The organism is Kribbella sp. NPDC048837, assembly GCF_055586945.1.
The window spans coordinates 460225-484837 of sequence record NZ_JBVJHF010000002.1; the positions used below are offsets into that span (position 1 = coordinate 460225).

Sequence of the window (24613 nt, forward strand, 5' to 3'; positions counted from 1 at the left end):
GAGGGTTGGGCTTAGGCTCGATGCCTGTGACCCAAGACCACAGCTATGTCGAGGACTTTGCTCCCGGCGCGAACGTGCTTCCCCCGCGGGCCTGGCTGGACGACGACTCGGCCAAGGTGGCCCTGACCGGGGACTGGAGCTTCCGGCTCTCCCCGAGCGTGGCGGACGCCCCCGACGACCTGAAGGACCCGGATACGACCGGGTGGGACACCATCGCGGTCCCGGGGCACTGGCAGCTCAGCGGGTACGGCGCTCCGGCGTACACGAACGTGGTCTACCCGTTCCCGCTCGAGCCGCCGTACGTGCCGACCGACAACCCGACCGGTGACTACGTCCGGACCGTGACGGTGCCGGCGGACTGGGCCGGCGCCCGGGTGCTGCTGCGGTTCGAGGGCGTCGACTCGCGGTTCGCGGTGCACGTGAACGGCGAACTGGTCGGCTGGTCGTCGGGATCCCGGCTGCCGTCCGAGTTCGACCTCACCGAGCTGGTTGCCCCGGGCAAGGAAGCGCGGATCGCGGTGCGCGTGCACCAGTGGTCGGCGGGCAGCTACGTCGAGGACCAGGACATGTGGTGGCTGTCCGGGATCTTCCGCGAGGTGAACCTGCTCGCGCTGCGCCCGGGTGCTCCGACCGACGTTTTCGTCAAGGCGGCGTACGACCACCGCGACGGGGCCGGCACGCTGCTGGTGGAGTCCGACGTACCCGGCACCGTCTCGGTGCCCGAGCTGGGCCTGGAGCTGCCGACCGGCGAGCATGTCCGGATCGAGAGCGTCGAGCCGTGGAGCGCCGAGGTGCCCCGGCTGTACGACGGTGTGCTGCGGACCGAGAGTGGTGAGGTGCGGCTGCGGATCGGCTTCCGTACGGTCGCCATCGTCGACGGTGTGTTGACCGTCAACGGGAATCGCGTGCTCTTCAACGGTGTCAACCGGCACGAGTTCCACCCCGACCGCGGCCGGGCGCTGACCGAGCAGGACATGCTGGACGACGTCCTGCTGATGAAGCGGGCCGGGATCAACGCGGTCCGGACCAGCCACTACCCGCCGCACCCGCACTTCCTGTCGCTGTGTGACTCCTACGGGCTGTACGTGATCGACGAGTGCGACCTCGAGACGCACGGCTTCGGATACGAGCCGCAGCCGCCGAAGCTGCCGAACCCGGTGATGGACGAGCGGTTCCGCGACGACCTGGTCGCGCGGATCGCGCGGACCGTCCACCGGGACAAGAACCACCCGTCGATCATCATCTGGTCGCTCGGCAACGAGTGCGGGATGGGCGACAACCTCAAGGCGATGTACGACCTGGCGAAGGAGCTCGACCCGTCGCGGCCGGTGCACTACGAGCGCGACACCGAGGCCGAGTGGGTCGACATCTACTCGCGGATGTACACCTCGCCGGAGGGCTGCGCGGAGATCGGCGCGGACACCTCGCTGTACCGGAACCTGCCGTTCATCCTGTGCGAGTACGGCCACGCGATGGGCAACGGGCCGGGCGGGCTGCTCGACTACCGCGAGGTGTTCGAGAAGTACCCGCGCTGCCAGGGCGGCTTCATCTGGGAGTGGATCGACCACGGCCTCCGGACCACGATCGACGGGCGCGAGGTCTACGCGTACGGCGGCGACTTCGGCGAGACGATCCACGACGGAAACTTCGTCTGCGACGGGCTGCTGTTCCCGGACCGGACGCCGTCACCCGGCATGCTCGAGTACGTGAAGGTGATCGAGCCGCTGCGGATCGTTGCTGACGGCAATGGTTCGGTGGCGGTCACGAACCGGTACGAGGTGCTGGACACGAGTCACCTGACCTTCACGTACGCCGTCGAGGTCGAGGGTTCCCGCGTGGAAGCGGGTGAGCTGTCGGTGCCGGCGATCGCGCCCGGCGAGACGGTCACGGTGGAACTGCCGTCCGTTGACGCTTCTCGCCGCGAGACATGGGTGACGGTCGCTGCCGAGCTCACCTCGCCGACCGCTTGGGCCGACGCAGGTCATCGCATTGCCTGGGGACAGATCCGGCTGGATGAGCTGGCCGGCCAGCCAGCTCATCCAGCCGAGGCAGGAACCCCAGCCACCAACGTGTCGGCTGGGGTTGGCGGCATCAGCTTCGGCGATGTTCAGAACGCCCGGCTGGATGTCTGGCGGGCGCCGATCGACAACGACGCGATCCCGGGTGTCGCGGAGGCCTGGCGGGAGCAGGGGCTGCACCGGGTGCAGCACCGGATCGTCTCCCAGGGTGAGCGTGACGGCGCCTGGGAGGTCGTGACCCGGACCGCGCCGCCGCAGCTGCAGTGGGGTCTCGTCAGCACCTGGCGCTGGACCGCTGTGGACGGTGGAGTCGTCCTCGATCTGAGCGTCGTACCCGAAGGCCTGTTCCCGGAGGTGCTGCCGCGGCTGGGCATCACCTTCGAGCTCCCGAAGGTGCGGCGGGTCGAGTGGTTCGGCACCGGTCCGAACGAGGCGTACGTCGACACCCGCGAGGCCGCCGCGGTCGGCAAGTACTCCGCCACGGTCGCCGAACTGCAGACGCCGTACGTCCGCCCCCAGGAGAACGGCCACCGCATCGACACCCGCTGGGCAACCCTCGACAACCTCCGCATCGAGGCGATCGGCACGCTCTTCGGCCTCACCGTCCGCGACTGGACCACCCAGGCCCTCGAGTCCGCCACCCACTCCGCGGCCCTCACCCCCGGCGACACCACTCACGTCACCCTGGACATCGCCCAAACCGGCGTAGGCACAGCCGCTTGCGGCCCAGCCCTCCCCGACCGCGACAAACTCAAAACCGCCCCGGCAACCCTCACCCTCTGCTTCACCACCACCTAGCCCAGCCGCGCCCGGCGTGCTTCCCTGAACACGCCGGGCGCCGGCCAGGTCGGAGGTGGGCGAAGTGGACTATGAATACGTCCCAGCATCGGCCTCACCTGACCTCCCGCTCGTCCAGACCTGGGTCGACCGCAACCCCGGCGCCCAGGCCAACCTGACCGAGACCACCGAACACGGCGGCGGTCGGGTGGTCCTGGTCATCAGCATCCCCGACCCCGACGAGCTCCTCCGGGCCCGAACCGAGATCACACCCCTCGTGCCTTCCCCGGAACTTCTGCGCTTCAGACGCTGGCACCCACCGCAGCAGGAGGCCGAGTGGACCCTGCAATGGGTCCTGGGCCTCATGCGCAGACAACACGACCTCGGCCTACCGACCCACGTCGCCTCGGTGGCCTTCCACCCGCTGTCCGGCCTGATCATGATCTCCCTCGACAAGGCTGACCCCACCTACGCCGCCGCCCTCGAAACCAGAGCCAACGGCCTGGCCTTCGTCTCCCCCCACCCTGACACCGGAGTCAACCTCGGCCCGGTTCTGGGGCACTCATCAAGCGGGTGGCGCTCGCGAGGTTCAGGCTCAGCTGCAGCCCAGTGAGTGGCGCAGGTCCGCCTCGCGATCAGATGGCGAGGGTGGGGCGGGGGTGAGTTCGGGTGGTTGGTGGGTGGTAGGCGTGCCAGGCGGTGGTTAGGCGGGTTACTGCTTCGGTGAGTTCGGCGGGGCGGGCTCGGAAGTGGAGGCGGACGAACGGGTCGCCGGCGCCGGTGACGTCGAGGCCGGAGCCGGGGAGGATGGCGAGGCCGTGGCGGAGGGCGGTTTGGGCGAAGGAGTTGCCGTCGCCTTGGGGGAGGCGGACCCAGAGGCATTGGCCGCCGGTGAGTTGGGGCACTTCCCAGGTCGGGAGGTGCTGGGTGAGGAGAGCGCGGAGGTGGTCGTGGCGGGCCTCGAGTTCTTCGGCCAGGCCTAGCTCGTCGAGCTGGGTGACCAGATGGGCAGCTGCCAGCTGGGCGGGGACATTGCCGCCGAGGTCGTGGACGGCGCGGAGTCGGGCCAGCCGGTTCACCAGGGAAGCAGACGCCCGGATCCACCCGATCCGGAGGCCGCCCCACACGCTCTTGCTCAGCGAGCCGACCGTGATGACCGCGGAACTGTAGGCGGCCAGCGATGCCGGCCGCGGCTCGCCCGGAAAGCCCAGGTCCGCCGGCACCTCGTCCTCGATCAGCGGCACGTCGGCAGCCGCCGCCGACCGCGCGAGTCGCTCCCGGGCCAGCGTCGGGAGCACCGACCCCGTCGGGTTCTGGTACGTCGGAATCACATAAGCCACCGCCGGACGCAGCTCCCGCACAGCCGCCTCGAAGCCCTCCAGCCCCACCGGCAGACCACGCAGCACCGCACCTTCCTCCCGGAAGGCCTCCAACGCCCCCGGGTACGTCGGTGCCTCGACGAGCACCCGGTCTCCGGGCGACACCAGCGCGTGGCCCAGCAACGACAGTGCTTGCTGACCCCCGTTCGTCACCAGGATCTGGTCCGCGGACGTCGGCACACCCTGCCCGGCATAACGGGCGGCCAGTGCGTCACGCAGTACCGGATGGCCGTACGGGTAGTACCCGATGTCCCCCGAGATCCGGCTGAGCTCCGGCACGATCCGCGCGTACGCCTCGGCGACCTGCGGCGGCGGATCACCCGGTGCCGCACAGATGGCGAGCAGTACGTCGTCGTCGCGGGACTCCAGCGAGTCGAGGAAGATCGGGTCGACCGGAGCGTCCTCCATCGCCACCGACGGCGGCGTACCCGCCACGCGCGTCCCACTGCCCTGCCGACGGGTGATGCGGCCCTCCGCGCGCAGCAGGTCGTACGCCGCGACCACTGTGGTCCGGCCGACCGCGAGTGCGTCGGCCAGCGCGCGGTCCGGTGGCAGCAGCACTCCCGGTGGCAGCTCTCCGTCGTCGATCAGCCGCCGCAGCCGGGTCGCGAGCAGCACGTACAGCGGGCCGCGGCCGGACGACCAGCGGCCCAACCGATCCACCGCTTCGATTGGCCTCATTCGCGAACCAATTCTGCCGGATTGGCTCTGGGGCCGCCAGTGCTGGTCGCGAACCATGGCCGTATGGCCACCTTTCCTCGCAACGACATCGTGTCCCTGACCGACGAACAGCCCCGGCACGACCTGGGCGAGAGCTACGGGCCGGACCTCCGTCTGTCGGACCTGCTGACGCCGGAGCTGGCCGACCTCGAACTCGGGTACGGCACAGCGGCCGGCAGTCTCCAGCTGCGGACTGCGATCGCCGAACCTCACGGCGTCCGCCCGGAGCAGGTCGTCGTCACCGTCGGCGGGATGCACGCGATCTTCCTGCTCGCTTACCTCCTCGCGGATCACGGCGGCCAGGTCGTCACGACCGCGCCGCTGTTCCCCTTGACCCGCAACGCCTACGAATCGGTCGGTGCCGACGTCCGGGTGGTCCCGCTGACCTTCGACGACGGCTATCGGTTGACCGCGGAAGCCGTTCGCGCGCAGCTCACGCCGGACACGAAGCTGGTCAGCCTGACGACACCGCAGAACCCGTCCGGTGTCGTCGTACCTCGCACAACCCTGGAGGAGATCGTCGCCGCGATGGCCGAGATCTGCCCGGACGCGTACCTGATGGTCGACGAGACCTACCGGACCGCGACGTACGGCGATGACGCGATCGCGGAGACCGCGGTGGGTCTGGGCCCGAAGGTGGTGGTCGTGGCGTCGCTGTCGAAGTGCCACGGTGCGGCCGGCCTGCGGATCGGCTGGATCGTCAGCACCGACGCGGATCTGGTCGACCGGCTCGTCACGGCGAAGTTCAACACGGTCGTCTCCGCTTCCCCGGTCACCGAGGCCCTGGCCGTGCGCGTCTTCGAGCGTGAGGACGAGATTCTCGCCGTACGACGTCCTTGGCTCGCGGAAGGCCTGGCCATCACGGAGGACTGGGTGCGGGCGAACGGCGATGCGGTCGAGTGGATCCGTCCGGACGCCGGGGCCTTGTGCGTGGTCCGGCTGAAGCCGCACCTCGATCTGGACCGGTTCCGCCGGGCGGCGGCCGATCTGAGCGTGCGGCTGGCCGACGGCGACTGGTTCGGCGACGAGCCCCGGGTGTTCCGGCTGGGGTTCGGATTCCCGCCGCCGATCGAGCTGAAGGCCGCGCTGGATGCGCTGCGTCAGGCTGTCGATGCCGCCGACTAGTCTTTGGGTGTGCCGGAGGTTTATGACCCGTTGACCGATCCTGCACCGGCGCACGACGTGCGGGCGGTGTTGCGGATCCGGGCGTTCCGGCGGCTGTGGATCGGGTTCGGGCTGTCCAGTCTCGGGGACTGGATCGGCCTGCTGGCGCTGACCGCGATGGCGAAGGCGTTCGCCGGCGACGACTACCAGGCGGCGAACTTCGCCATCGGCGCCGTGCTGTTCCTGCGGGTGCTGCCGGCGCTGGTGATGGGTCCGATCGCGGGCTGGATCGCCGATCGGCTGGACCGGCGCTGGACGATGATCCTCGGCGACCTGATCCGGGCCGCGTTCTTCGTCAGCATCCCGATCGTCGGCACGCTCACCTGGGTGCTGGTGGCGACCGTGCTGATCGAGATCGTCAGCCTGATCTGGGGCCCGGCCAAGGACGCCAGCGTGCCGAACCTGGTGCCCCGGCACCGGCTCGAGGCGGCCAACCAGCTCAGCCTGATCACGACGTACGGGACGGCGTTGCCGGCCGCGGTCATCTTCACCGCGATCACCCTGGTCTCCCGCTGGGCCGGCGACTTCGCCATCGACCTGGCCGTCTATGTGAACGCCGCGACCTTCGTCATCTCCGCGTTCGCGATCGTGTCGGTCGCCGAGATCGGGCGCGCGATCCACGAGCACGAGGAGCACCCGACGCTCTGGCGGACCATGGTCGAGGGCTGGTCCTACGTCACCGGTACGCCGGTGGTCCGCGGTCTGGTGGTCGGGATCTCGGGGGCGTTCGCGGCCGGAGCGGTCGTGATCGGCCTCGGCCGGACGTACGTCGAGGATCTCAAGGCCGGCGATCCGGGGTACGGCGTACTGTTCGGGGCCGTCTTCGGTGGTCTCGCGCTCGGCATGGGGTTCGCGCCGCGGATCTTCTCCGGGCTGTCCCGGCGCCGGCTGTTCGCGGCCGGGCTCGTCGGCTCGGGCATCTGCCTGGCCGGGCTGGCGCTGATCCAGCAGATCGAGATCGCCACGATGATCGCGGTCCTGCTCGGGTTCTGCGCCGGAGCCTCCTGGGTGTCCGGCTACACGCTGCTCGGTCTCGAGGTCCCGGACGCGGTCCGCGGGCGGACGTTCGCCTTCGTCCAGTCCGCCGTACGCACGGTGCTCGCGGTCACGCTGGCGATCGCGCCGTTCGCCGCGGGCGCGATCGGCCGCCACACGTACACGATCGGCGGCCGGTCGGTCACCTACAACGGCGCCTCGATGACCATGCTGATCGCCGCGATCGTGGCCGGCGTGATCGGGCTGATCGCGTGGAAGCAGATGGACGACCGTCCGGGCGTCCCGTTCTGGCGCGACCTACGGCGCAGCTTCGGCAAGACGCCCGGGGTGTATCCGACGACCGGCCTGTTCATCGCGCTCGAAGGCGGTGACGGTGCGGGGAAGTCGACCCAGTCGGCGCTGCTCGTGGAGTGGCTGAAGGAGCAGGGGCAGCAGGTGCTGCTGACCCGTGAACCGGGCGCCACGGACCTCGGCAAGACCCTGCGGCAGATCGTCCTCGACCCGGCCACCGGCGACATCTCGCACCGCGCCGAGGCGCTCATCTACGCGGCGGACAAGGCCGAGCATGTCGACTCGGTGATCAAACCCGCACTCAAGGCCGGCGCGGTCGTCATCACCGATCGGTACGTCGACTCCGCGCTGGCGTACCAGGGATCCGGGCGGGACCTGGACCTGACCGACGTCGAGCGGGTGAACCGCTGGGCGACCGCGGACCTCCGGCCGAACCTGACCATCCTGCTCGACATGCCGCCGAAGGGCGGGCTGGACCGATTCGTCGAACGGGACCGGATCGAGGCGCAGTCGCACGACTTCCACGAGCGGGTCCGGAACGCGTTCCTCGAGCTCGCCGCCGCGGAACCCCAGCACTACCTGGTCCTCGACGCCTCCCAGGACCGCGCGGAGATCGCGAAACAGATCCGCGCCCGACTCCAGCCGATGCTTCCGAAGGTGACCTGATGAGCGTTTGGGACGACCTGGTCGGGCAGGAGCCGGCGGTTGCCGTGCTGCGGAGGGCCGTGGCCGGGGCCGAGGCCGGGATGCGCGGCGAAAGCGGCGCCGCGGTGGCCGGGATGACGCATGCCTGGTTGATCACCGGGCCGCCCGGATCCGGCCGGTCGAATGCCGGACGGGCGTTCGCGGCTGCCCTGCTGTGTGCGAACCAAGGCTGCGGCGAGTGCAACGAGTGCCGTACGGCGCTCAGCGGTGCGCACCCGGATGTGTCGCTGATCCGGACCGAACTGCTCTCGATCCGGGTCAGCGAGATCCGCGAACTGGTCCGCCGGGCCGCGATGAGCCCGACCCAGGGCCGGTGGCAGGTGATGGTGGTCGAGGACGCCGACCGGTTGACCGAGCAGGCCGCGGACGCGCTGCTGAAGAGCATCGAGGAGCCCGCGCCGCGGACGGTCTGGGTGCTGTGCGCGCCGACCGTGGAGGACGTCGTACCGACGATCCGGTCGCGGTGCCGGCTGCTGGTGCTGCGGACACCGCCGGCGGCGGCCGTCGCGGAGATGCTGACCGGCAAGCTGGGCGTGGATCCAGAGCTGGCCGGGTTCGCGGCGCGGGCGGCCCAGGGCCACATCGGCCGGGCGCGGGCGCTGGCGCGGGACGAGGAGGTGCGCGATCGGCGGACGAAGGTGCTGGAGGTCCCGTTCGCGTTGCGTGATCTCGGTGCGTGCCTGAAGGCCGCGCAGCAGCTGGTCGAGGCGGCCAAGGAAGAGGCCAAGGCCAGCGCCGAGAAGGTCGACGAGAAGGAGCGGGCCGCGCTCGAGCAGGCGCTCGGCGTCGGGACCAAGGGCGCCAAGCCGCGGGAGGCGAACGCCGCGCTGAAGGAGCTCGAGGACCAGCAGAAGGCGCGGGCCAAGCGGTGGGAACGCGACGTGCTCGACCGGTCACTCGTTGATCTGATGGCGCTCTACCGGGATGTGCTGGTGGTGCAGACCACGGCCGGCACCGAACTGATCAACGCCGAACTGCGCCGCAACATCGAGCAATTGGGCGGCCGGACCACGCCTGAGCAAACGATTCGCAGGATCGGCGCGATCGCCGCCTGCCGGGAGGCGATCGAGGCCAACGTCGCACCGCTGCTCGCGCTCGAGGCGATGACGGTGTCGCTGTTCGAGGGGCGGAACGACGGCCCGCATGTGCCGCGCCGTGTCCAGCGATAAGCCCTGCGTCACGCTCTGAGACAGTCGTCCGATTACTGGTCAGCCGGTGTAACACCGAGACCGGCCGGTCCGATGTTTGGGTGTCCGGGCACCACCGCTCGGCCGAATCGCCGAAACGGACCTGCATGAGCCAGCCGCCCCCTCCGATCCAGCCTGCGCGGCCCTCGCTGCCGCCGGCTGAGTCGTGGCTGGCCGGCGTACCGACCCCGGCCCAGCAGCGGCAGGATCGGTACGCCCTGGCAGCGTTCGTGACCAGCCTGCCCGGGCTGGTGCCGATCGCGGTGGTGCTCGCCGGGATCGCGTTGCGCCGGATCAAACGGACCGGCGCCCGCGGCAAGCGGCTGGCGTACGGCGCACTGGTCGTCAGCCTGTGCTGGGTGATCGCGATCGGTGTCGCCGTCGCGCTCGGCCTGGACGGCGAGCGCCGGGCCGGGATCGGCCGGACCGTCTCGATCTCGCAGGTCGACGTCGGCCGGTGCTTCGACGCGGACCTGGAGGCCGAGGCCCTCAAGCTGGTGCGGATCGCGGACTGCTCGGTCGCGCACACCGGGGAGGCGTACGCGAAGGTCCGGGCGAACCTGGCCGGGCTCTCCGCGGAACAGACCGGGACGGTCGCGACCCAGCAGTGCGCGACCGCGTTCAGCGCGTTCGTCGGCAAGCCGTACGAGCGGTCCGAGCTGGACATGTACTACGTCGTCCTGGAAGATCGTGCTGTTGCTGATGGCAACGTCCTGTGCCTGCTCGGAATGCCGGGGATGCGGCTGTCCGGTAGCATGCGCGGATCGCAGCGGTAGCACCCGCGGGGGAAGCGTGACTCAACCACCACACGAACCGGACCCTGGCCGGCCACAGGACACCACACGGTCCTTCCCGACGTACGGCCGCCCGGAGGAGCCAGAGGCCCCACAGTCCGGCACGCAATGGGTCGCGCCTGGTCAACCGCAGCCGCAGCCAGCTGCGCCGCAGTACGGGCAGCCGCCGTATGGGCAGCCGTACGGACAGTCGCAGGGCGGGCAGCCGTCGGCCGGACAACCGTCCCTTGGGCAGCCGCAGGACGGGCAACCGCCGAGCGGACATTCGCCGAGCGGACATTCGCCGTACGGGCAACCCGCTGGCGGCCAACCGTCGTACGGACAGCCGTCGTACGGGCGGCCGCAGGACGGGCAGCCGGCGTCGGGGCAACCGTCCTACGGGCAGCCGGCGGCCGGGCAAGCGCCGTACGGGCAACCGCCGTACGGGCAACCGCACGGCGGGCAGTCGCCGTACGGGCAGGGGTATGGGCCGGCGCAGTATCCGGCGGCGTACGGGCAACCGCCGGCGGCTTATGGCTACGGGTATGGGTATCCGGGGCAGACGCGCGGCACGAACGGGCTGGCGACCGCGGCCCTGGCGACCGGCATCGGCGGGATCTTCGTCGGATTCGCCGCACCGGTGGCGATCGGGCTCGGCATCGCCGCGCTGGTACAGCTCAAGAAACGGCCGGAAGGCGGCCGCGGGATGGCGATCGCCGGCCTGGTGATCGGCTCGCTGACCACGCTCGGATACCTCATCCTCTTCGGCGCCCTGTTCGCCATCGGCGCCGGCGTCGACGAAGACTACGGCGCCCCGGACCCCGTCTCCGGCCCCACGACGTACGTCGACGAGCTGGCAGTCGGCGAGTGCTTCGACGACGGCGACGAGGAGGACGAAGCCATCCGCCGCCCCTGCGCCGAACCCCACGACGCCGAGATCATCTCCAACATCACCCTCCCCGACGGCCCGTACCCAGGCAACAAAGACATCGTGAAAGCCGCGAAGTCCGGCTGCGCAACAGACTTCGCCGCGTACGTCGGCAACACCGTCGACAAATCCGAGCTCGACCTGGGCTGGTGGACCCCCGACGAAGACCTCTGGAACGACGACGACCACCTGGTCGTCTGCGCCGCCTACGGCCCACCCGGCGAAGACCTAACCAGCACCGTCAAAGGCTCCAAACGCTAGGTACTGTGTCCAGCCCACGCGTGCTACAGCAGTCTCTCCTTCGTCGAGCCTGCTACGCGCGGTCCCACCCACCCGACGTTCCCTTGCCGGGCTGCCGCGCTGCCGCGCGCGTTCGACTGCTTGGCCGGCGCCCGTCCGCAGACCGCCCCGCCCGTGAGGGTCACGCGAGCTGGATCACCGGCTCGCGCTGACGATCTACGGCTTCGACGGCGAGTCGTTTCTGCAACGACTGCGGGACGCGGACGTCCGCCTGGTGCTCGACGTACGTCAGCGCCGAGGTGTCCGCGGACCGGAGTACGCCTGGGCGAACTCACTCCGGCTGCAAACGGCCCTCACCAGGGCCGGGATCGCCTACGAGCACCGTCCCGAGCTCGCCCCGACCACCGAGCTTCGCCGACTCCAGTACGCCGAGGACGACCGCCAAGGAGTCGGCAAGCGCTCGCGCCACGAGCTGGCACCCGAGTACGTCCGCCGCTACACCGCCGACCTCACGCCGATCGTGTCAGCGGTGCCGAGTGGTGGGACCGCAGCCCTCTTCTGCGTCAAGCGCGACCCGGAAGCCTGCCACCGCTCCCTGATCGCCCAGCGTTTGACCGACGAGCACCACATCACAATTCAGCACCTGCGCCCGCACTCTGGGTGGGAGCGCGCGTAGCAGGCGCCACGGAGGAGCGGCTGCCTAGCACGTGTGGGAGGACGGAGGAGGGGTCGGACAGTACGCTGGCGGCGTGGGTATGGTGATGGCGGTGTCGTTCGAGCGGTACGGGCGGCTGTACTACCTGGACCCCGGCCCGCATCGTCCGCGTGTCGGGGACAAAGTGCTGGTTCCGACCGAGGACGGGCCGGAGGTGGCGGAGTGCGTGTGGGCGCCTCAGTTCGTGACTGAGGAGATCGGTGGGCTGCCGCTGTGTGAGGGGATCGCCTCGACCGCGGACCTGGATCGGGACGAGCAGAACCGGCAGCGGCGGGCCGACGCGCGGGTGATCGCGAAGCGGACGATCCGGCAGCACGGGTTGCCGATGAAGGTGGTCGGGATCGACTTCGTCGACCGGCGGCCGGATGTGGATCAGCTCGTCATCGTGTACTTCTCCGCGCCGCACCGGGTGGATTTCCGCGAGCTGGTGCGGGATCTGGCCCGTGGGCTGCGCGCGCGGATCGAGCTGCGTCAGGTGGGGGCGCGGGACGAGGCGCGGCTGCAGGGCGGGATCGGCCCGTGCGGGCGGGACCTCTGTTGCGCGACGTTCCTGAAGGACTTCGAGCCGGTCAGCGTGCGGATGGCGAAGGACCAGGACCTGCCGCTGAACCCGCTGAAGATCTCCGGCGCGTGCGGCCGGCTCATGTGCTGCCTGAAGTACGAGCACCCGCTCTACCAGGAGTTCAACGCGAAGGCGCCGGCGACCGGGACGCAGGTGGAGACCCCCGCGGGTGATGGAGTGGTGGTCGGGCACAACGTCCCGAGCGACACCGTGGTGGTCCGGCTGGCGGCGTCCGGCCGGCGCTGCGCGTGCAGCCGGGCGGACGTGTGCTCGCCGCGGCAACAGTACGAAGCATCCAGTACGACGACCCCCGACGCGCCACTGCCCGAGGACCTGGTGGACATCGCCGTACCGGACGTAGCCGAGACCACCGAGCCGGAGACCACAGCGTCTGAGGCAACGGAGCCCGAGGCGGCCGAGACGCCCGAGGAGCGGCGTCGCCGGAAGCCGCGGCGCCGGCGCCGGTTGCACCACGACGACGAGGGAGAAAGCCCGCAGTGAGATTCCGCAGGACGACCGTACTGGTGGCAGCCCTTGCGGTCTTGGCGAGCGGGTGTGGCGTGGCGAGCCGCGCGCAGGACGCGGACAGCGGCGGTACGACGACCCGGCCGGGCGGCAACCCCACGAAGGGGCCGGCCGGACCGGTCCCCGCCGGGCTCGAGAAGTTCTACCAGCAGCAGCCGGACTGGGAGCGCTGCGGTAACAACCAGCAGTGCGCCACGATCACCGTGCCGCTGGACTACAGCAAGCCGACCGGTCAGACGATCGAGCTGCGGGCGCGGAAGGTGCTGGCGCGGGACCGGGCCGGCAAGATCGGCACGCTGTTCATCAACCCGGGCGGTCCGGGCGCATCCGGGCAGGAGTTCGCGGCCGCGGCCGGGTTCGTGCTCGGGTCCTCGCTGCTGCGCAAGTTCGACGTGATCGGCTGGGATCCGCGCGGGGTCGGGGAGTCCACGCCGGTGCGCTGCCTGGACACCGCGCAGCTGGACAAGTACATCGCCACCGACGGCAGCCCGGACAACGACGCCGAGATCGCCGAGCTGGACAACGAGACGAAGATCTTCGCGGCCGGGTGCGAGCAGCGCTCCGCCAACCTGCTGCCGCACGTCTCGACCAAGGACGCCGCCCGCGACATCGACGTACTCCGCGGGATCGTCGGCGACCCGCAGCTGTACTACCTCGGCTTCTCCTACGGCACCTACCTCGGCGCGACGTACGCCGAGCTGTTTCCGAAGAACGTCGGCCGGCTGGTGCTGGACGGCGCGGTGGATCCGTCGAAGACCTCCGAGCAGAACAACATCGCCCAGGCGAAGGGCTTCGACGTCGCCCTGGACGCGTTCGCCGAGGACTGCGCGCGGCGGTCCTGCCAGCTGGGCAGCACGAAGGAAGAAGTACTCGCGAAGGTCGACAAGCTGATCAACGACAGCGACGCGACCCCGCTGCCCGGCGACGGGAAGCGGGAGGTGACGCAGGCGCTGGTCGTGCTGGGCATCATCTCCACGCTCTACCGGCAGGACTTCTGGCCGCGGCTCGAGGACGCGGTCCTGGACGGGCTGGCCGGGAACGGCGCCCGCCTGCTGGCGCTGGCCGACGAGTACACCGACCGCGGGCCGAGCGGGTACGGCGACAACTCGAACGAGGCGATCGTGGCGGTCAACTGTGTCGACCGGCCGGACATCACCTCGGTCGCGCAGGCGAAGGCGGAGGAGCCGGAGTACAAGGCGGCCTCACCGCGGTTCGGGTCGTTCCTGCTCTGGGGCTCGCTGTCGTGCGCGAACTGGCCGGTCAAGCCGGAGGGCAAGCCGCACCCGATCAAGGCGGCCGGCGCGAAGCCGATCCTGGTCGTCGGCACCACCCGCGACCCGGCCACGCCGTACGAGTGGGCCGTCGGGCTCGCGCACCAGCTGGAGAGCGGCGTCCTGGTCACCCGCGACGGCGACGGTCACACCGGCTACAAGTCCGGCAACGCCTGCGTCGACAGCGCGGTCGAGACCTACCTCCTGGAGGGCACCGCCCCGACCGCCGACATCAAGTGCTAGCGCCGGTCGTTGTTAGTTCGGCCGGTCGTCGTTGTCCGTGTCGGACAGCCGGAGCGTGTCCGTGGCGTGCTGGAGGACGGCGCGTAGGCCGGCCTCGTCCTGCGGGCGGCCGCCGACGGTGATCTCGACCGCGGAGGTCTCTCCGCCGTCGGTGGAGATCCACCGCGACAGGCCCATCCGCGGCCCACGGGTCTGATCGACGTAGGTGTAGATCAGCGTGCCGTTGTCCCGGCTGATCACCTTGAGGTCCCGCTCGTCGATGCTCCGGGCCCGGAGGTCCACGAGTTTGTCCGGGGACTGCTTGCTGCCGCGGGTGTCGAAGCGGATCTGCCAGACGCCGGTCGGGTCCAGGAACCGCGGCCGGGTGCCGTCGTCGGCGCTCTTCCAGCCGGTCGGGACCTCGGCCGTCACCGGTGCGCTGTTGCTGCCGAAGGACTGCGTCGTGTACTGCAGGGAGTCGGGCTGGAGCCCGTCGGTCCGCGGCGGCGTACTGGTCGCGGGCTGGCTGTTCACGATCCCGGCCGGGGTGTCGTCCCCTGCCAGTGGGTTGCCGTTGACGGCGAGCACCGCGCCGAAGACGGCTACGCCGACGGTCATTCCCGCCAGCGTCATCAGCAGCGCCTGGTGCCTGGGCGTGAGCATCCCGACCTCGCTTCCCTCTCTCCGGGCCTGATTATCCCCGACGAAAGGGGCGTCTCCGCAAACTGCCGCGTACGCTGACACGTCGTGGACACGCACGACCCCGCATTCGACCAGGCCCTACAGCGATACAACGACGGTACGGCGGAACGCGCCGACCTCAAACTGCTCACGAAGTACCTGTTGAAACTCCTGGTCGCAAAGGCGCCCGGACACGCGGTCGAGGTGCGTGTCCCGCCGTACGGCGCGGTGCAGTGCATCGAAGGCCCGCGGCACACCCGGGGTACGCCGGGCGCCGTGGTGGAGCTCCCGCCCGAGCTCTGGATCGATCTGGCCCTCGGACGGATCGCCTGGCCCGACGCCCGCGCCACCGGAAAGCTCCGCGCCAGCGGCGAACGGACGGACCTGAGCTCGTACCTGCCGCTGGTCTGACCACACCTGAGCCTGATTGACGCCTTAGGCAACCAATCGGATCCACGGCAGGGCCGGCCGGACGGCATCGAGCCGCGGCGCCCCCAGGACGCCGCGGCTCACCTTGTCTCACAGTAAGGAAAAATAGGTTCATCCTGGTCAGGGGAGATGTCACTATGTGCCAGTGGCAGCAAGTGTCCGCGCAGGGCTGGCCCGGCTCCGTGTCGATCTGACCCCGTGGCACGGTTCCCGCGACTTCCGCATCCTGCTGATCTCGGGGTCGGTCTTCTTCCTCGGCGGCATGGTCGGGTACGTCGCTCTGCCATACCAGCTGTACCAGATCACCGGATCGAACTTCGCCGTCGGCGCGATGGGCCTGGTGACGATCGCCCCGCTCGTCGTGTTCGGCCTGTACGGCGGCGCCCTCGCGGACCACGTGGACCGCCGGAAGCTGCTGATCGGCACCGGAGTCGCCCAGGTCGCCATCTGCGCGACCCTCCTCGGCAACACGCTGCTCGCCAGCCCAAGGGTGTGGCTCATCTACGTCTGCGGCGCCCTGAACGCGATCGCCTCGTCGCTGCAGCGGCCTTCGCGCGAGGCGCTCATGCCGCGCGTGGTCCGGCACGAGGAGATTCCCGCCGCGGTCGCGCTCAGCTCGCTGATGATGCAGATCGGCCAGCTCGCCGGTCCCGCGCTGGGCGGCGTCCTGGTCGGATCGGTGGGCGTGACCTGGGCGTTCGCCGTCGAGCTCACCGGCCTGGTGATCGCTACCCTGCTCTACCTCGGGCTGGGCTCGTACAAGACGAACGAGCACAGCACGCCGCCGAGCCTGCGCGCGATCGGCGGCGGGATCGTCTACGCGTTCCGCCGCAAGGACCTGCTCGCCACCTACCTGGTCGACATGGTCGGGATGTTCCTGGCGATGCCGATCGTGCTGTTCCCGGCCTTCGCGACCGAAGTCCTGAAGGAGCCGAAACTGCTCGGTCTCCTCTACAGCGCGGAGGCGATCGGGGCGATGTGCGCCAGCCTGACCAGCGGCTGGGCGAAACACATCCACCACCAGGGCCGCGCCGTCGTCCTCGCGACCATGAGCTGGGGCGCCGCGGTGGGAATCGCCGGACTGGCGCCGAACATCTGGTTCGCGATCGCGTTCTTCGCCGTCGCCGGGGCGGCCGACATGGTGTCGGTGCTGTTCCGGTCGGTGATCTGGAACCAGACGATCCCGGACGAGATGCGCGGCCGGCTGGCGGGGATCGAGATGCTCGGCTACTCCCTCGGCCCGCTCGGCGGACAGGCCCGCTCCGGCCTGGTCGCCGACCTCACCGGCGTCCGGACCGCGATCGTCAGCGGCGGCGCTCTGTGCGTCGTCGGCGTCGTCGCGACGGCCGGATGGCTGCGTGAGTTCTGGCGGTACGACGCCCGTACCGACGAACACGCGGTCCGGGAAAGGGAACTGCGCACTGCCGGTTAGAGTCGGTCATCATGCGTATCCGCCTAGTAGTGGTCGCCGGCCTGCTCGCTGTCGCGGGGTGTAGCGGTCCCGGCCAGGAGGACGCTCCGAACGTGCCGCCGCTGGTCTCGGTGAGCACGCCCAGCTCGGAAACCCCGTCGGCGACCCCCTCGGAGACCCCGAGCGGTCCGGCGACCTCCAAGGTCGCGGACACGGTGTGTGTGCGGATGGACCAGCCGCTCGTGCAGTCGACGCTCGCGGTGCCGGTGGTGCAGATCCAGCCCAAGCCGGTGCCGGCCGAGTTCGGGTTCCCGACGTACGACGTGTGCCAGCTCGGTCTCAGCGCCAGCCCGAACGGGCCGGTCCTGCGGGTCGGGGTTTCGGTGCTTCCAGCAACGAAAGCGACACTGGCGGCGGCCCAGAAGGCGTATGCGGCGACGAAGGGTGAGCCGGCCAAGCCCGCGGTCGTGGGCGAGGGTGGATTCGGGACCAGCACGTTCGTGGTGTTCCTGCTGGACGGGCGGCTGTACAAGGTGAGCGGACCGCCGGCCACCTTGGCGAAGTACGTCGTACTGGGTCAGGAAGTGGTCCGGCAGGCGCCCGGGTTGCCGGAGGCCCAGCCGCTGATCACGCGGCCGGAGTGCGAGCGTGGTTCGTCGGCGGCGGAGAAGGTGATGGGTGCGCCGGCGATGGTCCGCCGGGGCGGGCAGACGGCGCTCGGCGACCTGGTCTGCGGGTGGGTCAACCCGGCCAGCGTCCTCTACACCTCGGTACGGCGTACGCCGAAGGCGGCAGCGTTGATGGCGCCGCTCCGGAAGGCCGCGACCTCGCAGCCGATCCCGCTCGGGGACGAGGGGTACGTCGACACCGCCACCGGACGGACCACGATCCGGGTCGGCGACGACAAGCTCGTCGAGCTGGTCCCGCTGCCGGCCCGGGCGGTCGACCCGGACCTGATGACGGCGTTCGCGCTGGCGATGTCGCCGGTGTATACCCGCTGAGATCGTCGGTGTGTACCGAAGAACGGGTAGTCGTCGGCTGATTCGGTGCCGGGCCGGGGAGGCCAGGCGTAGAGCGGCGTGAGTGGACGGGCGGGAGGCGACCACTACCCGTTCTTCGGTACGCCACCCGTGGCCTCGGCGATGGTGGCGATGGCCTCGGTGATCTCGGTGGGCGTGCGGGCGGCGTAGCCGAGGACGAGGCCGGGGGCGTGCGGGAGCTGGCAGTGCCAGGAGAGGGGGTGGGTTTTGACGCCCTTCTGGAGGGCGGCCGCGGCCAGGTCGACGTCGTTCGTGGTGTCGTCGAAGGTGATGGTGAGGTGCAGGCCGGCGGCGGCGCCGTGGACGGTTGCTGTGGGCAAATAGTTGTGGACGGCCCGGACCATGGCGTCGCGGCGGGTCCGATGGCGGCGGCGGAGGAAGCGGAGCTGGCGTTCGAGTTCGCCGGACTCCATCAGATGGGCGAGGGTGAGCTGCGGGAGCGCCGCGTTGCCGAGGTCGGCCAGGCGCTTCATCCCGATCAGCGCGTCCTTGTACTGCGGGGGCGGGAGCATCCAGCCGATCCGGAGCGAGGGGGCGAGCAGCTTCGACACGCTGCCGGCGTAGATGACCTGATCGGCGAGCATCGCGCGGAGGGCGGGGACCGGGGGACGGTCGTACCGGTGCTCGGCGTCGTAGTCGTCCTCCAGGATCAGCCCGCCCTCGGCCGCCCACTGCATCAGCTCCCGCCGGCGTTCTCCCTCGAGCACGACACCGGTCGGGAAGTGGTGTGCTGGGGTCGCCATCACCACTCGGGCTTTGGAGTCACGCAGTACGTCGACGCGCAGGCCGTTGGCGTCGACCGGGATCGGGATCGTGTCCAGGCCCCAGTTCTGGAGATGCTGGCGGGATCCGAGTGAGCCGGGATCCTCTACCGCTATCTCGTTGATCCCTTGCTGCTTGAGCACCTGCGCCACGAGGCCGATCGCTTGCGAGACGCCGGCGACGATGATCAGGTCGTCCGGGTCCGCGGCGACACCCCGGTTGCGCGCCAGCCAGTTGGCTACCGCGCGTCTGAGTGCCGGGGTCCCCGCCGGGTCGCCGTACCCGAAGGCGGCCGCCTCCAGGTTGTTCAGCACGGCCCGCTCCGCCCGCAACCAGGCACTCCGCGGAAACGCCGCCAGGTCAGGCACCCCCGGCGTCAGATCAATTCGAGCCGGCGCCGCCCGCAAGCTGTCAAAAATGTCCAACCCCGGCTGCCCTACCACCCCCACGTCCCGCCGCGCCCGAAGGCCGCGGCCTTCAGTTACTTGGTCAAGGTCGCCCACCCCACCCGCCGGGCCGGCCGACCGCGTGCCGGCTGCCGGCGTGCCGGCCGACGCCGTGCCGGGTCCGGTCGTGTGGGGTGCAGCCGCGCTTGGTGCTGTGCGGGCGGCTCTCGTGCCGGCTGCGACCACCACCGTGCCTGCTCTGCCTCGGCCGGCTACGTGGCCGGCTTCGGTGAGGCGTTGGTAGGACTCGGTGACCACGCCTCGGGAGATGTGGAGTTCGGCGGCCAGGACGCGGGTGGCGGGGAGGCGGGTGCCGAGCGGGAGACGGCCGTCGGAGATCGCGGCTCGGAGGCGCCCGGTGAGCCAGTCGGCGAGGCCGCCCGGAGGAGCCTCGGCGGGGTTGAGCTGCAGGAAGTCAGCACCCGGAGGAGCCTCGGCGGGGTTGAGCTGCAGGAAGTCCGCACCGGGAGGAGCCTCGGCGGGGTTGAGCTGCAGGAAGTCGGCGCCCGGGGGAGCCTCGGCGGGGTTGAGCTGCAGGAAGTCAGCACCGGGAGGAGCCCCGGCGGGGTTGAGCTGGAGGAAGTCGGCGCCAGGTGAGACCTCGGGGGTGGGGAGCGGTCCATTGGACCTGCCAGTTTGGGTTGGATTGGACCTGTCCACGGGACCATTGTGGCGGCACCGTGCAGGTATGGGAACCGACTACGTGCACGGCTACACCCCGGCGGAGACGCGCCGGCTGACGGACCAGGCGCAGACCCTGGCCGACCTCCTTCACGACGGCACCAGCTACACAGCAGGTAGCCGGGTACTCGAAGCCGGCTGTGGAGTCGGCGCGCAGACGGTGCAGCTCGTCACCCGCAGCCCGGGTATCGACCTCGTCTCCGTCGACATCTCGGAGGAATCACTCGCGCAGGCCAAGGCCCGGGTCGCCGCGACCGCACCGGACGCCCGCGTCGACTGGCGTCACTCCGACCTGCACGACCTCGCCGACGAGCAGTTCGACCATGTCTTCCTCTGCTTCGTGCTCGAACACCTCCCCAACCCGCACGACGCCCTCATCCAGCTCCGCCGGCACCTGAAGCCCGGCGGCACGATCACCGTCATCGAGGGCGATCACGGCTCGGCGTTCTACCACCCGCAGAGCACGGCGGCGCAGGCGGTGATCGACTGCCTGGTGAACCTCCAGGCCGAGGCCGGCGGCGACGCGCTCATCGGCCGCCGGCTCCAGCCGCTCCTCGAGAACGCCGGGTACGCCGACGTCCGCACCCACCCATGCACCGTGTACGCCGACCAGACCCTGCCGCACCTGGTCGACGGCTTCACCCGCAAGACGTTCATCGCGATGGTCGAGTCGGTCCGCGACCGCGCCATCGCCGCCGGGATGCGGACGCCGGCCGAGTGGGCCACCGGCATCCGCGACCTGGAGAGGTCCGCCGAGTCCGGCGGCACCTTCCACTACACGTTCTTCAAGGCGGTGGGACGGACATGATCACCCTGCTGGCGCTCGTCGTACTCATCTGCCGCGGGCTCAATCGCAACCAGCGAAGGCAGCTCCGGACGATATCGCCCAACGGCGTACCGGACCGCGATCTGGAACGGCTGGTCGCCGACCTCCGCGCATTGAGCTGACCAGTTCATGAACACCTGGTAAACAAGACGTATGTCCCCGACTGAGCAGCTCGAGATCGAGACCAAGTACGACGTCGGCGAGGACGCGAGTCTGCCGGCCCTGCACGAGCTGCCCGGGGTCGCGAGTGTGGCGCAACCGGTCGAGCTCGATCTGGAGGCCGTGTACTACGACACTCCCGAGCTGGACCTGGTCGCGAACAAGGTGACCTTGCGCCGGCGTACCGGTGGTGAGGACGACGGCTGGCACGTGAAGTTCCCGATGTCGTCCGGGGAACGGCTCGAGGTCAGGCATCCGCTGGGCCGGTCGACGCGCAACGTACCGATCGCGGTGGTCCGCGCGGTTCGCGTTCACGTCCGCGACCAGCGCCTCGTCCCGATCGTGACGCTCAGCACCAAGCGCATTGTCCACCGGCTGCTCGACGACACCGGCGCCGTGCTCGCGGAGCTCGCCGACGATCACGTCACCGCCACCGTCACCGGCGAGGAGCCGGAGAGCTGGCGGGAGTGGGAGGTCGAGCTCGTCACCGGGGACGAGTCGATACTCGTGGCCGCCGACGAGCTGCTGCGCTCCGCCGGCGCTGAGCCGGCCGTAGGCCCGAGCAAGCTGGCCCGGGCGCTGGGCGACCGCGTCCCGGCGGCCGACACGTGGGACCTGCCGAAGAAGCCCAGGACCTCGGACGTGTTCCGTGCGTACGCCGCCGCCCAGGTGCACGCGATCCGCCAGCGGGACCCCGAGGTACGGCGTGATGTCCCCGACTCGATCCACAAGTTCCGGGTGGCCACCCGGCGGCTGCGGTCCGCACTGGCGACGTACCGGCCGATCGTGGATCGTGAGGCCGGGGACGAGCTCCGGGCCGAGCTCAAGTGGCTGGCCGGCGAGCTCGGGGTCGCGCGCGATGCCGAGGTGCAGCGCGAGCACTTCGCGGCCGAGGTCGCGGAGCAGCCGGCCGAGCTCGTGATGGGCCGTGTCGCCGGCCGCATCGACGACCACCTGCGGGGCGTCTACAAGGAGGGCCGCGCCGGCGCGCTGGCCGCGCTGGAGGACGAGCGCTACTTCCGGCTGCTGGATGCGCTCGACGAGCTGATCGCCAAGCCGCCGCTGACCGGCGACGATCGCAAGGCCGCCAAGCAGATCCCGGACCTGGTCGACCACGACTGGCGCCGGATGCGTAAGTCCGTCCGCCGGGCCAAGTCTGCCGAGACCACTGCCGAGCAGGACCACGAGCTCCATGAGGTCCGCAAGGCCGCCAAACGACTCCGGTACGCCGCGGAGTCCGCCGTGCCCATCCTCGACGACGCCGCCGGCCTCGCCGCGCGCGCCGAGGAGGTCCAGGAGGTCCTGGGCGAGCACCAGGACAGCGTGGTGTCCCGCGACCTGCTCCGCCAACTCGCCATAGAGGTCCACCTCGACGGCGGCAACGCCTTCACGTACGGCCGTCTGCACGCGGCCGAGGAGCTCCGCGGCACCCGCTCCCGCGACGCCTTCTTCGAGCTCTGGCCGACCCTGAAGTTCCACTGACACGAGAGACGGACCCGGCCGGATGGCCGGGCCCGTCTCCCGGGGTGGGGCTGTCAGGCAGGTTCGCGTCGAATCAGCAGGGCCTGCCTGACAGGTCTCTAGTGCTGCACCGCCTTCTCGGCGCCCGCGCCGGTGAGGGAACGGACCTCCATCTCGGCGAACTTGTCGACGTCGACCGGCTCCTTGCTGGTGACCGTGCCGAGCCAGCCGAGCAGGAACGCCAGCGGGATCGAGACGATGCCGGGGTTGTCCAGCGGGAACCAGTGGAAGTCGATCGACGTGTCGGTGATCATCGACAGGCTCGCACCGGTCTTCGCGTCGACCTTGCCGGAGACGACCGGGCTGAACGCGATCAGGATGATCGCCGAACCCAGACCGCCGTAGATGCTCCAGAGTGCGCCGCGGGTGTTGAACCGCCGCCAGAACAGCGAGTACAGGATCGTCGGCAGGTTCGCACTGGCCGCGACCGCGAACGCCAGGGCCACCAGGAAGGCGATGTTCTGGCCGTTGGCGAAGATGCCGCCGACGATCGCGACCAGGCCGATCACGACCGCGGTGTACCGGGCCACCCGGACCTCGCCGTCCCCGCTGATCTGGCCCTTCTTGATGATCTGGCCGTAGACGTCGTGGGCGAACGACGTACTCGCGGTGATCGTCAGGCCGGCCACGACCGCCAGGATGGTGGCGAAGGCGACCGCGGAGATGACGCCGAGCAGCAGCTCACCGCCGAGCTCGAACGCCAGCAGGGGTGCGGCCGAGTTCGCCTTGCCCGGGGCGGCCTTGATCCGGTCCGGGCCGACGATCGCGGCGGCGCCGTACCCGAGCACCAGGGTGAACAGGTAGAAGATGCCGATGATCCAGATCGCCCAGCTGACACTGCGCCGGGCCTCCTTGGAGTTCGGCACGGTGTAGAACCGCATCAGCACGTGCGGGAGGCCGGCCGTACCCAGCACGAGGGCGAGGGCGAGCGAGATGAAGTCCAGCTTGCTGATCCCGGTCGCGCCGTACTGCAGGCCCGGGTTGAGCAGCTTCTCGCCGGCCGCCGGGCTGTTGTCGACGGCCGCACCGAGCAGCGCGGACAGGTTGAAGGTGTACTTCGCCAGCACCCAGAGCGTCATGATGCCCGCGCCGATCACCAGCAGGACGGCCTTGATGATCTGCACCCAGGTGGTGCCCTTCATGCCGCCGACCAGCACGTAGGTGATCATGATCGCGCCGACCACGGCGATCACGATGCTCTGCCCGGTCCGGCCGGAGACACCGAGCAGCAGGGCGACCAGACCCCCGGCGCCGGCCATCTGCGCCAGCAGGTAGAAGAAGCAGACGCCGAGGGTCGAGATCGCGGCCGCCATCCGGACCGGCCGCTGCTTGAGCCGGAACGACAGTACGTCGGCCATCGTGAAGCGGCCGGTGTTCCGGAGCAGCTCGGCGACCAGCAGCAGGGCCACCAGCCATGCCACCAGGAAGCCGATCGAGTAGAGGAAGCCGTCGTACCCGTTCAGGGCGATCGCGCCCGCGATGCCCAGGAACGACGCGGCGGACAGGTAGTCGCCGGCGATCGCGATGCCGTTCTGCGGGCCGGTGAAGGACCGGCCACCGGCGTAGAAGTCGGCCGCGGTCCGGTTGTTCCGCGACGCCCGCAGCACGATCGCCAGGGTGGCGACCACGAACAGCGCGAAGATGACGATGTTGACGGTCGGGTTGCCGATGTCGGTTGCCAGCGGCAACATCAATGGGGCGGTCACTGCTCGGCTCCCTCGATCTGGTGGCGCAGCTTCTCGGCGTCGGGGTCGATCCGGCGATCGGCCCAGCGGACGTAGATCATCGTGATCGCGAAGGTCGACACGAACTGGCCGAGCCCGAACAGCAGGGCCACAGTGATGTTGCCGCCGACCTTGTGCGACATGAAGTCGTGCGCGTACGCGGCGAGCAGGACGTAGAGGAAGTACCAGACCAGGAACAGTCCGGTCATCGGGAACACGAAGTTCCGGAACCGGCGGCGTAGCTCGGAGAAGTCCGGCGAGAGCTGGACATCCCGGTACGTCGTCAGGTCCGGATCACGCGTGTCACTCATCCCCGTCCTCGCTTCGCTGCGGGCGCGGATGAGTGCCTGCACTCACTGTGCCTTTGGTGAATTCGCTGCGCTCATTCACGGAGACCTCCAGACGGGGGATCAGGCCGGGCGGTAGAGGCCGGCAGGGGCTGCTGCTGATCCGTACTGTG

Annotated in this window: 21 protein-coding genes and 1 pseudogene; 16 read left to right on the top strand and 6 right to left on the bottom strand. The window is 70.1% G+C overall.

Going from position 1 to position 24613, the window contains the following annotated elements; all coding sequences use genetic code 11:
• The first annotated feature begins 26 nt into the window (after positions 1-26).
• Both ACZ6O0_RS10080 and ACZ6O0_RS10085 read left to right on the top strand, forming a co-directional pair.
• Positions 27-2816 carry a glycoside hydrolase family 2 TIM barrel-domain containing protein gene (locus tag ACZ6O0_RS10080; RefSeq protein WP_465764494.1) on the top strand — a complete coding sequence of 930 codons (2790 nt, stop codon included), beginning with the start codon at positions 27-29 and terminating at the stop codon, positions 2814-2816.
• A gap of 64 nt (positions 2817-2880) precedes the next feature.
• Positions 2881-3408 (top strand): hypothetical protein, encoded by a 528-nt coding sequence (locus tag ACZ6O0_RS10085; RefSeq protein ID WP_465764495.1) that lies wholly within the window; start codon positions 2881-2883, stop codon positions 3406-3408.
• A 22-nt stretch (positions 3409-3430) separates the two neighbouring features.
• Here ACZ6O0_RS10085 and ACZ6O0_RS10090 read toward each other — a convergent pair whose 3' ends face one another.
• On the bottom strand, positions 3431-4855 hold the full coding sequence (locus ACZ6O0_RS10090; protein ID WP_465764496.1) for an aminotransferase-like domain-containing protein: 1425 nt from the start codon (positions 4853-4855) through the stop codon (positions 3431-3433).
• A 63-nt stretch (positions 4856-4918) separates the two neighbouring features.
• On the opposite strand from ACZ6O0_RS10090, the gene ACZ6O0_RS10095 reads away from it, so the two are divergent.
• From ACZ6O0_RS10095 to ACZ6O0_RS10130, 8 genes are all read left to right on the top strand, one after another.
• Positions 4919-6019, top strand: coding sequence for a pyridoxal phosphate-dependent aminotransferase (locus ACZ6O0_RS10095; RefSeq protein WP_465764497.1), 1101 nt, complete (start codon positions 4919-4921; stop codon positions 6017-6019).
• Positions 6020-6028: 9 nt separating this feature from the next.
• The gene (gene tmk, locus ACZ6O0_RS10100; RefSeq protein WP_465764498.1) at positions 6029-8011 is read left to right on the top strand and encodes a dTMP kinase; all 1983 of its coding nucleotides are present in this window, start codon (positions 6029-6031) and stop codon (positions 8009-8011) included.
• The gene (locus tag ACZ6O0_RS10105) at positions 8011-9219 is read left to right on the top strand and encodes a DNA polymerase III subunit delta' (RefSeq protein ID WP_465764499.1); all 1209 of its coding nucleotides are present in this window, start codon (positions 8011-8013) and stop codon (positions 9217-9219) included. Before tmk ends, ACZ6O0_RS10105 begins: the two co-directional genes overlap by 1 nt.
• A gap of 125 nt (positions 9220-9344) precedes the next feature.
• Positions 9345-10013, top strand: a complete 669-nt coding sequence (locus ACZ6O0_RS10110) for a DUF4190 domain-containing protein (RefSeq protein ID WP_465764500.1) — start codon at positions 9345-9347, stop codon at positions 10011-10013.
• Positions 10014-10029: 16 nt separating this feature from the next.
• Positions 10030-11199 (top strand): DUF4190 domain-containing protein, encoded by a 1170-nt coding sequence (locus ACZ6O0_RS10115; protein ID WP_465764501.1) that lies wholly within the window; start codon positions 10030-10032, stop codon positions 11197-11199.
• A gap of 220 nt (positions 11200-11419) precedes the next feature.
• Positions 11420-11854, top strand: coding sequence for a DUF488 domain-containing protein (locus ACZ6O0_RS10120; protein ID WP_465765580.1), 435 nt, complete (start codon positions 11420-11422; stop codon positions 11852-11854).
• 79 nt (positions 11855-11933) lie between these two features.
• Positions 11934-12956 carry a PSP1 domain-containing protein gene (locus ACZ6O0_RS10125; protein WP_465765581.1) on the top strand — a complete coding sequence of 341 codons (1023 nt, stop codon included), beginning with the start codon at positions 11934-11936 and terminating at the stop codon, positions 12954-12956.
• On the top strand, positions 12953-14494 hold the full coding sequence (locus ACZ6O0_RS10130; protein ID WP_465764502.1) for an alpha/beta hydrolase: 1542 nt from the start codon (positions 12953-12955) through the stop codon (positions 14492-14494). The genes ACZ6O0_RS10125 and ACZ6O0_RS10130 overlap by 4 nt, the downstream gene beginning before the upstream one ends.
• A 12-nt stretch (positions 14495-14506) precedes the next feature.
• Here ACZ6O0_RS10130 and ACZ6O0_RS10135 read toward each other — a convergent pair whose 3' ends face one another.
• The gene (locus ACZ6O0_RS10135) at positions 14507-15136 is read right to left on the bottom strand and encodes a hypothetical protein (protein ID WP_465764503.1); all 630 of its coding nucleotides are present in this window, start codon (positions 15134-15136) and stop codon (positions 14507-14509) included.
• An 84-nt stretch (positions 15137-15220) separates the two neighbouring features.
• Between ACZ6O0_RS10135 and ACZ6O0_RS10140 the strand changes: the two genes are divergently transcribed.
• The 3 genes from ACZ6O0_RS10140 to ACZ6O0_RS10150 all read left to right on the top strand — a co-directional run bounded on the left by ACZ6O0_RS10140 (position 15221) and on the right by ACZ6O0_RS10150 (position 17995).
• Positions 15221-15565, top strand: a complete 345-nt coding sequence (locus ACZ6O0_RS10140; RefSeq protein ID WP_465764504.1) for a sterol carrier family protein — start codon at positions 15221-15223, stop codon at positions 15563-15565.
• Positions 15566-15728: 163 nt separating this feature from the next.
• Positions 15729-17015: an MFS transporter gene (locus tag ACZ6O0_RS10145; protein WP_465764505.1), complete on the top strand. Its 1287-nt coding sequence runs from the start codon at positions 15729-15731 to the stop codon at positions 17013-17015.
• Between the two features lie 11 nt (positions 17016-17026).
• Complete coding sequence (locus tag ACZ6O0_RS10150) at positions 17027-17995, top strand: hypothetical protein (protein ID WP_465764506.1); 969 nt, start codon at positions 17027-17029, stop codon at positions 17993-17995.
• Between the two features lie 104 nt (positions 17996-18099).
• On the opposite strand, the gene ACZ6O0_RS10155 is transcribed toward ACZ6O0_RS10150, so the two are convergent.
• A complete protein-coding gene (locus ACZ6O0_RS10155) occupies positions 18100-19164 on the bottom strand; it encodes an aminotransferase-like domain-containing protein (protein WP_465765582.1) in 1065 nt (354 codons plus the stop codon).
• Positions 19165-19485: 321 nt separating this feature from the next.
• A pseudogene (locus ACZ6O0_RS10160) lies at positions 19486-19902 on the bottom strand (GntR family transcriptional regulator); the annotation flags it as partial.
• Positions 19903-19930: 28 nt separating this feature from the next.
• On the opposite strand from ACZ6O0_RS10160, the gene ACZ6O0_RS10165 reads away from it, so the two are divergent.
• Genes ACZ6O0_RS10165 through ACZ6O0_RS10175 form a run of 3 tightly spaced genes read left to right on the top strand, consistent with a single transcriptional unit; the run spans position 19931 to position 22390 of the window.
• Positions 19931-20731 (top strand): methyltransferase, encoded by an 801-nt coding sequence (locus ACZ6O0_RS10165; protein WP_465764507.1) that lies wholly within the window; start codon positions 19931-19933, stop codon positions 20729-20731.
• The gene (locus ACZ6O0_RS10170; protein WP_465764508.1) at positions 20728-20871 is read left to right on the top strand and encodes a hypothetical protein; all 144 of its coding nucleotides are present in this window, start codon (positions 20728-20730) and stop codon (positions 20869-20871) included. Before ACZ6O0_RS10165 ends, ACZ6O0_RS10170 begins: the two co-directional genes overlap by 4 nt.
• A 31-nt stretch (positions 20872-20902) precedes the next feature.
• Positions 20903-22390, top strand: a complete 1488-nt coding sequence (locus ACZ6O0_RS10175; RefSeq protein WP_465764509.1) for a CYTH and CHAD domain-containing protein — start codon at positions 20903-20905, stop codon at positions 22388-22390.
• A gap of 98 nt (positions 22391-22488) precedes the next feature.
• Here ACZ6O0_RS10175 and ACZ6O0_RS10180 read toward each other — a convergent pair whose 3' ends face one another.
• Together ACZ6O0_RS10180 and ACZ6O0_RS10185 are read right to left on the bottom strand one after the other, a co-directional pair.
• Entirely contained in the window at positions 22489-24120 is a 1632-nt protein-coding gene (locus ACZ6O0_RS10180) for a solute symporter family protein (protein WP_465765583.1), read from the bottom strand.
• 11 nt (positions 24121-24131) lie between these two features.
• Positions 24132-24464 (bottom strand): DUF485 domain-containing protein, encoded by a 333-nt coding sequence (locus ACZ6O0_RS10185; protein WP_465764510.1) that lies wholly within the window; start codon positions 24462-24464, stop codon positions 24132-24134.
• Positions 24465-24613 lie beyond the last annotated feature (149 nt).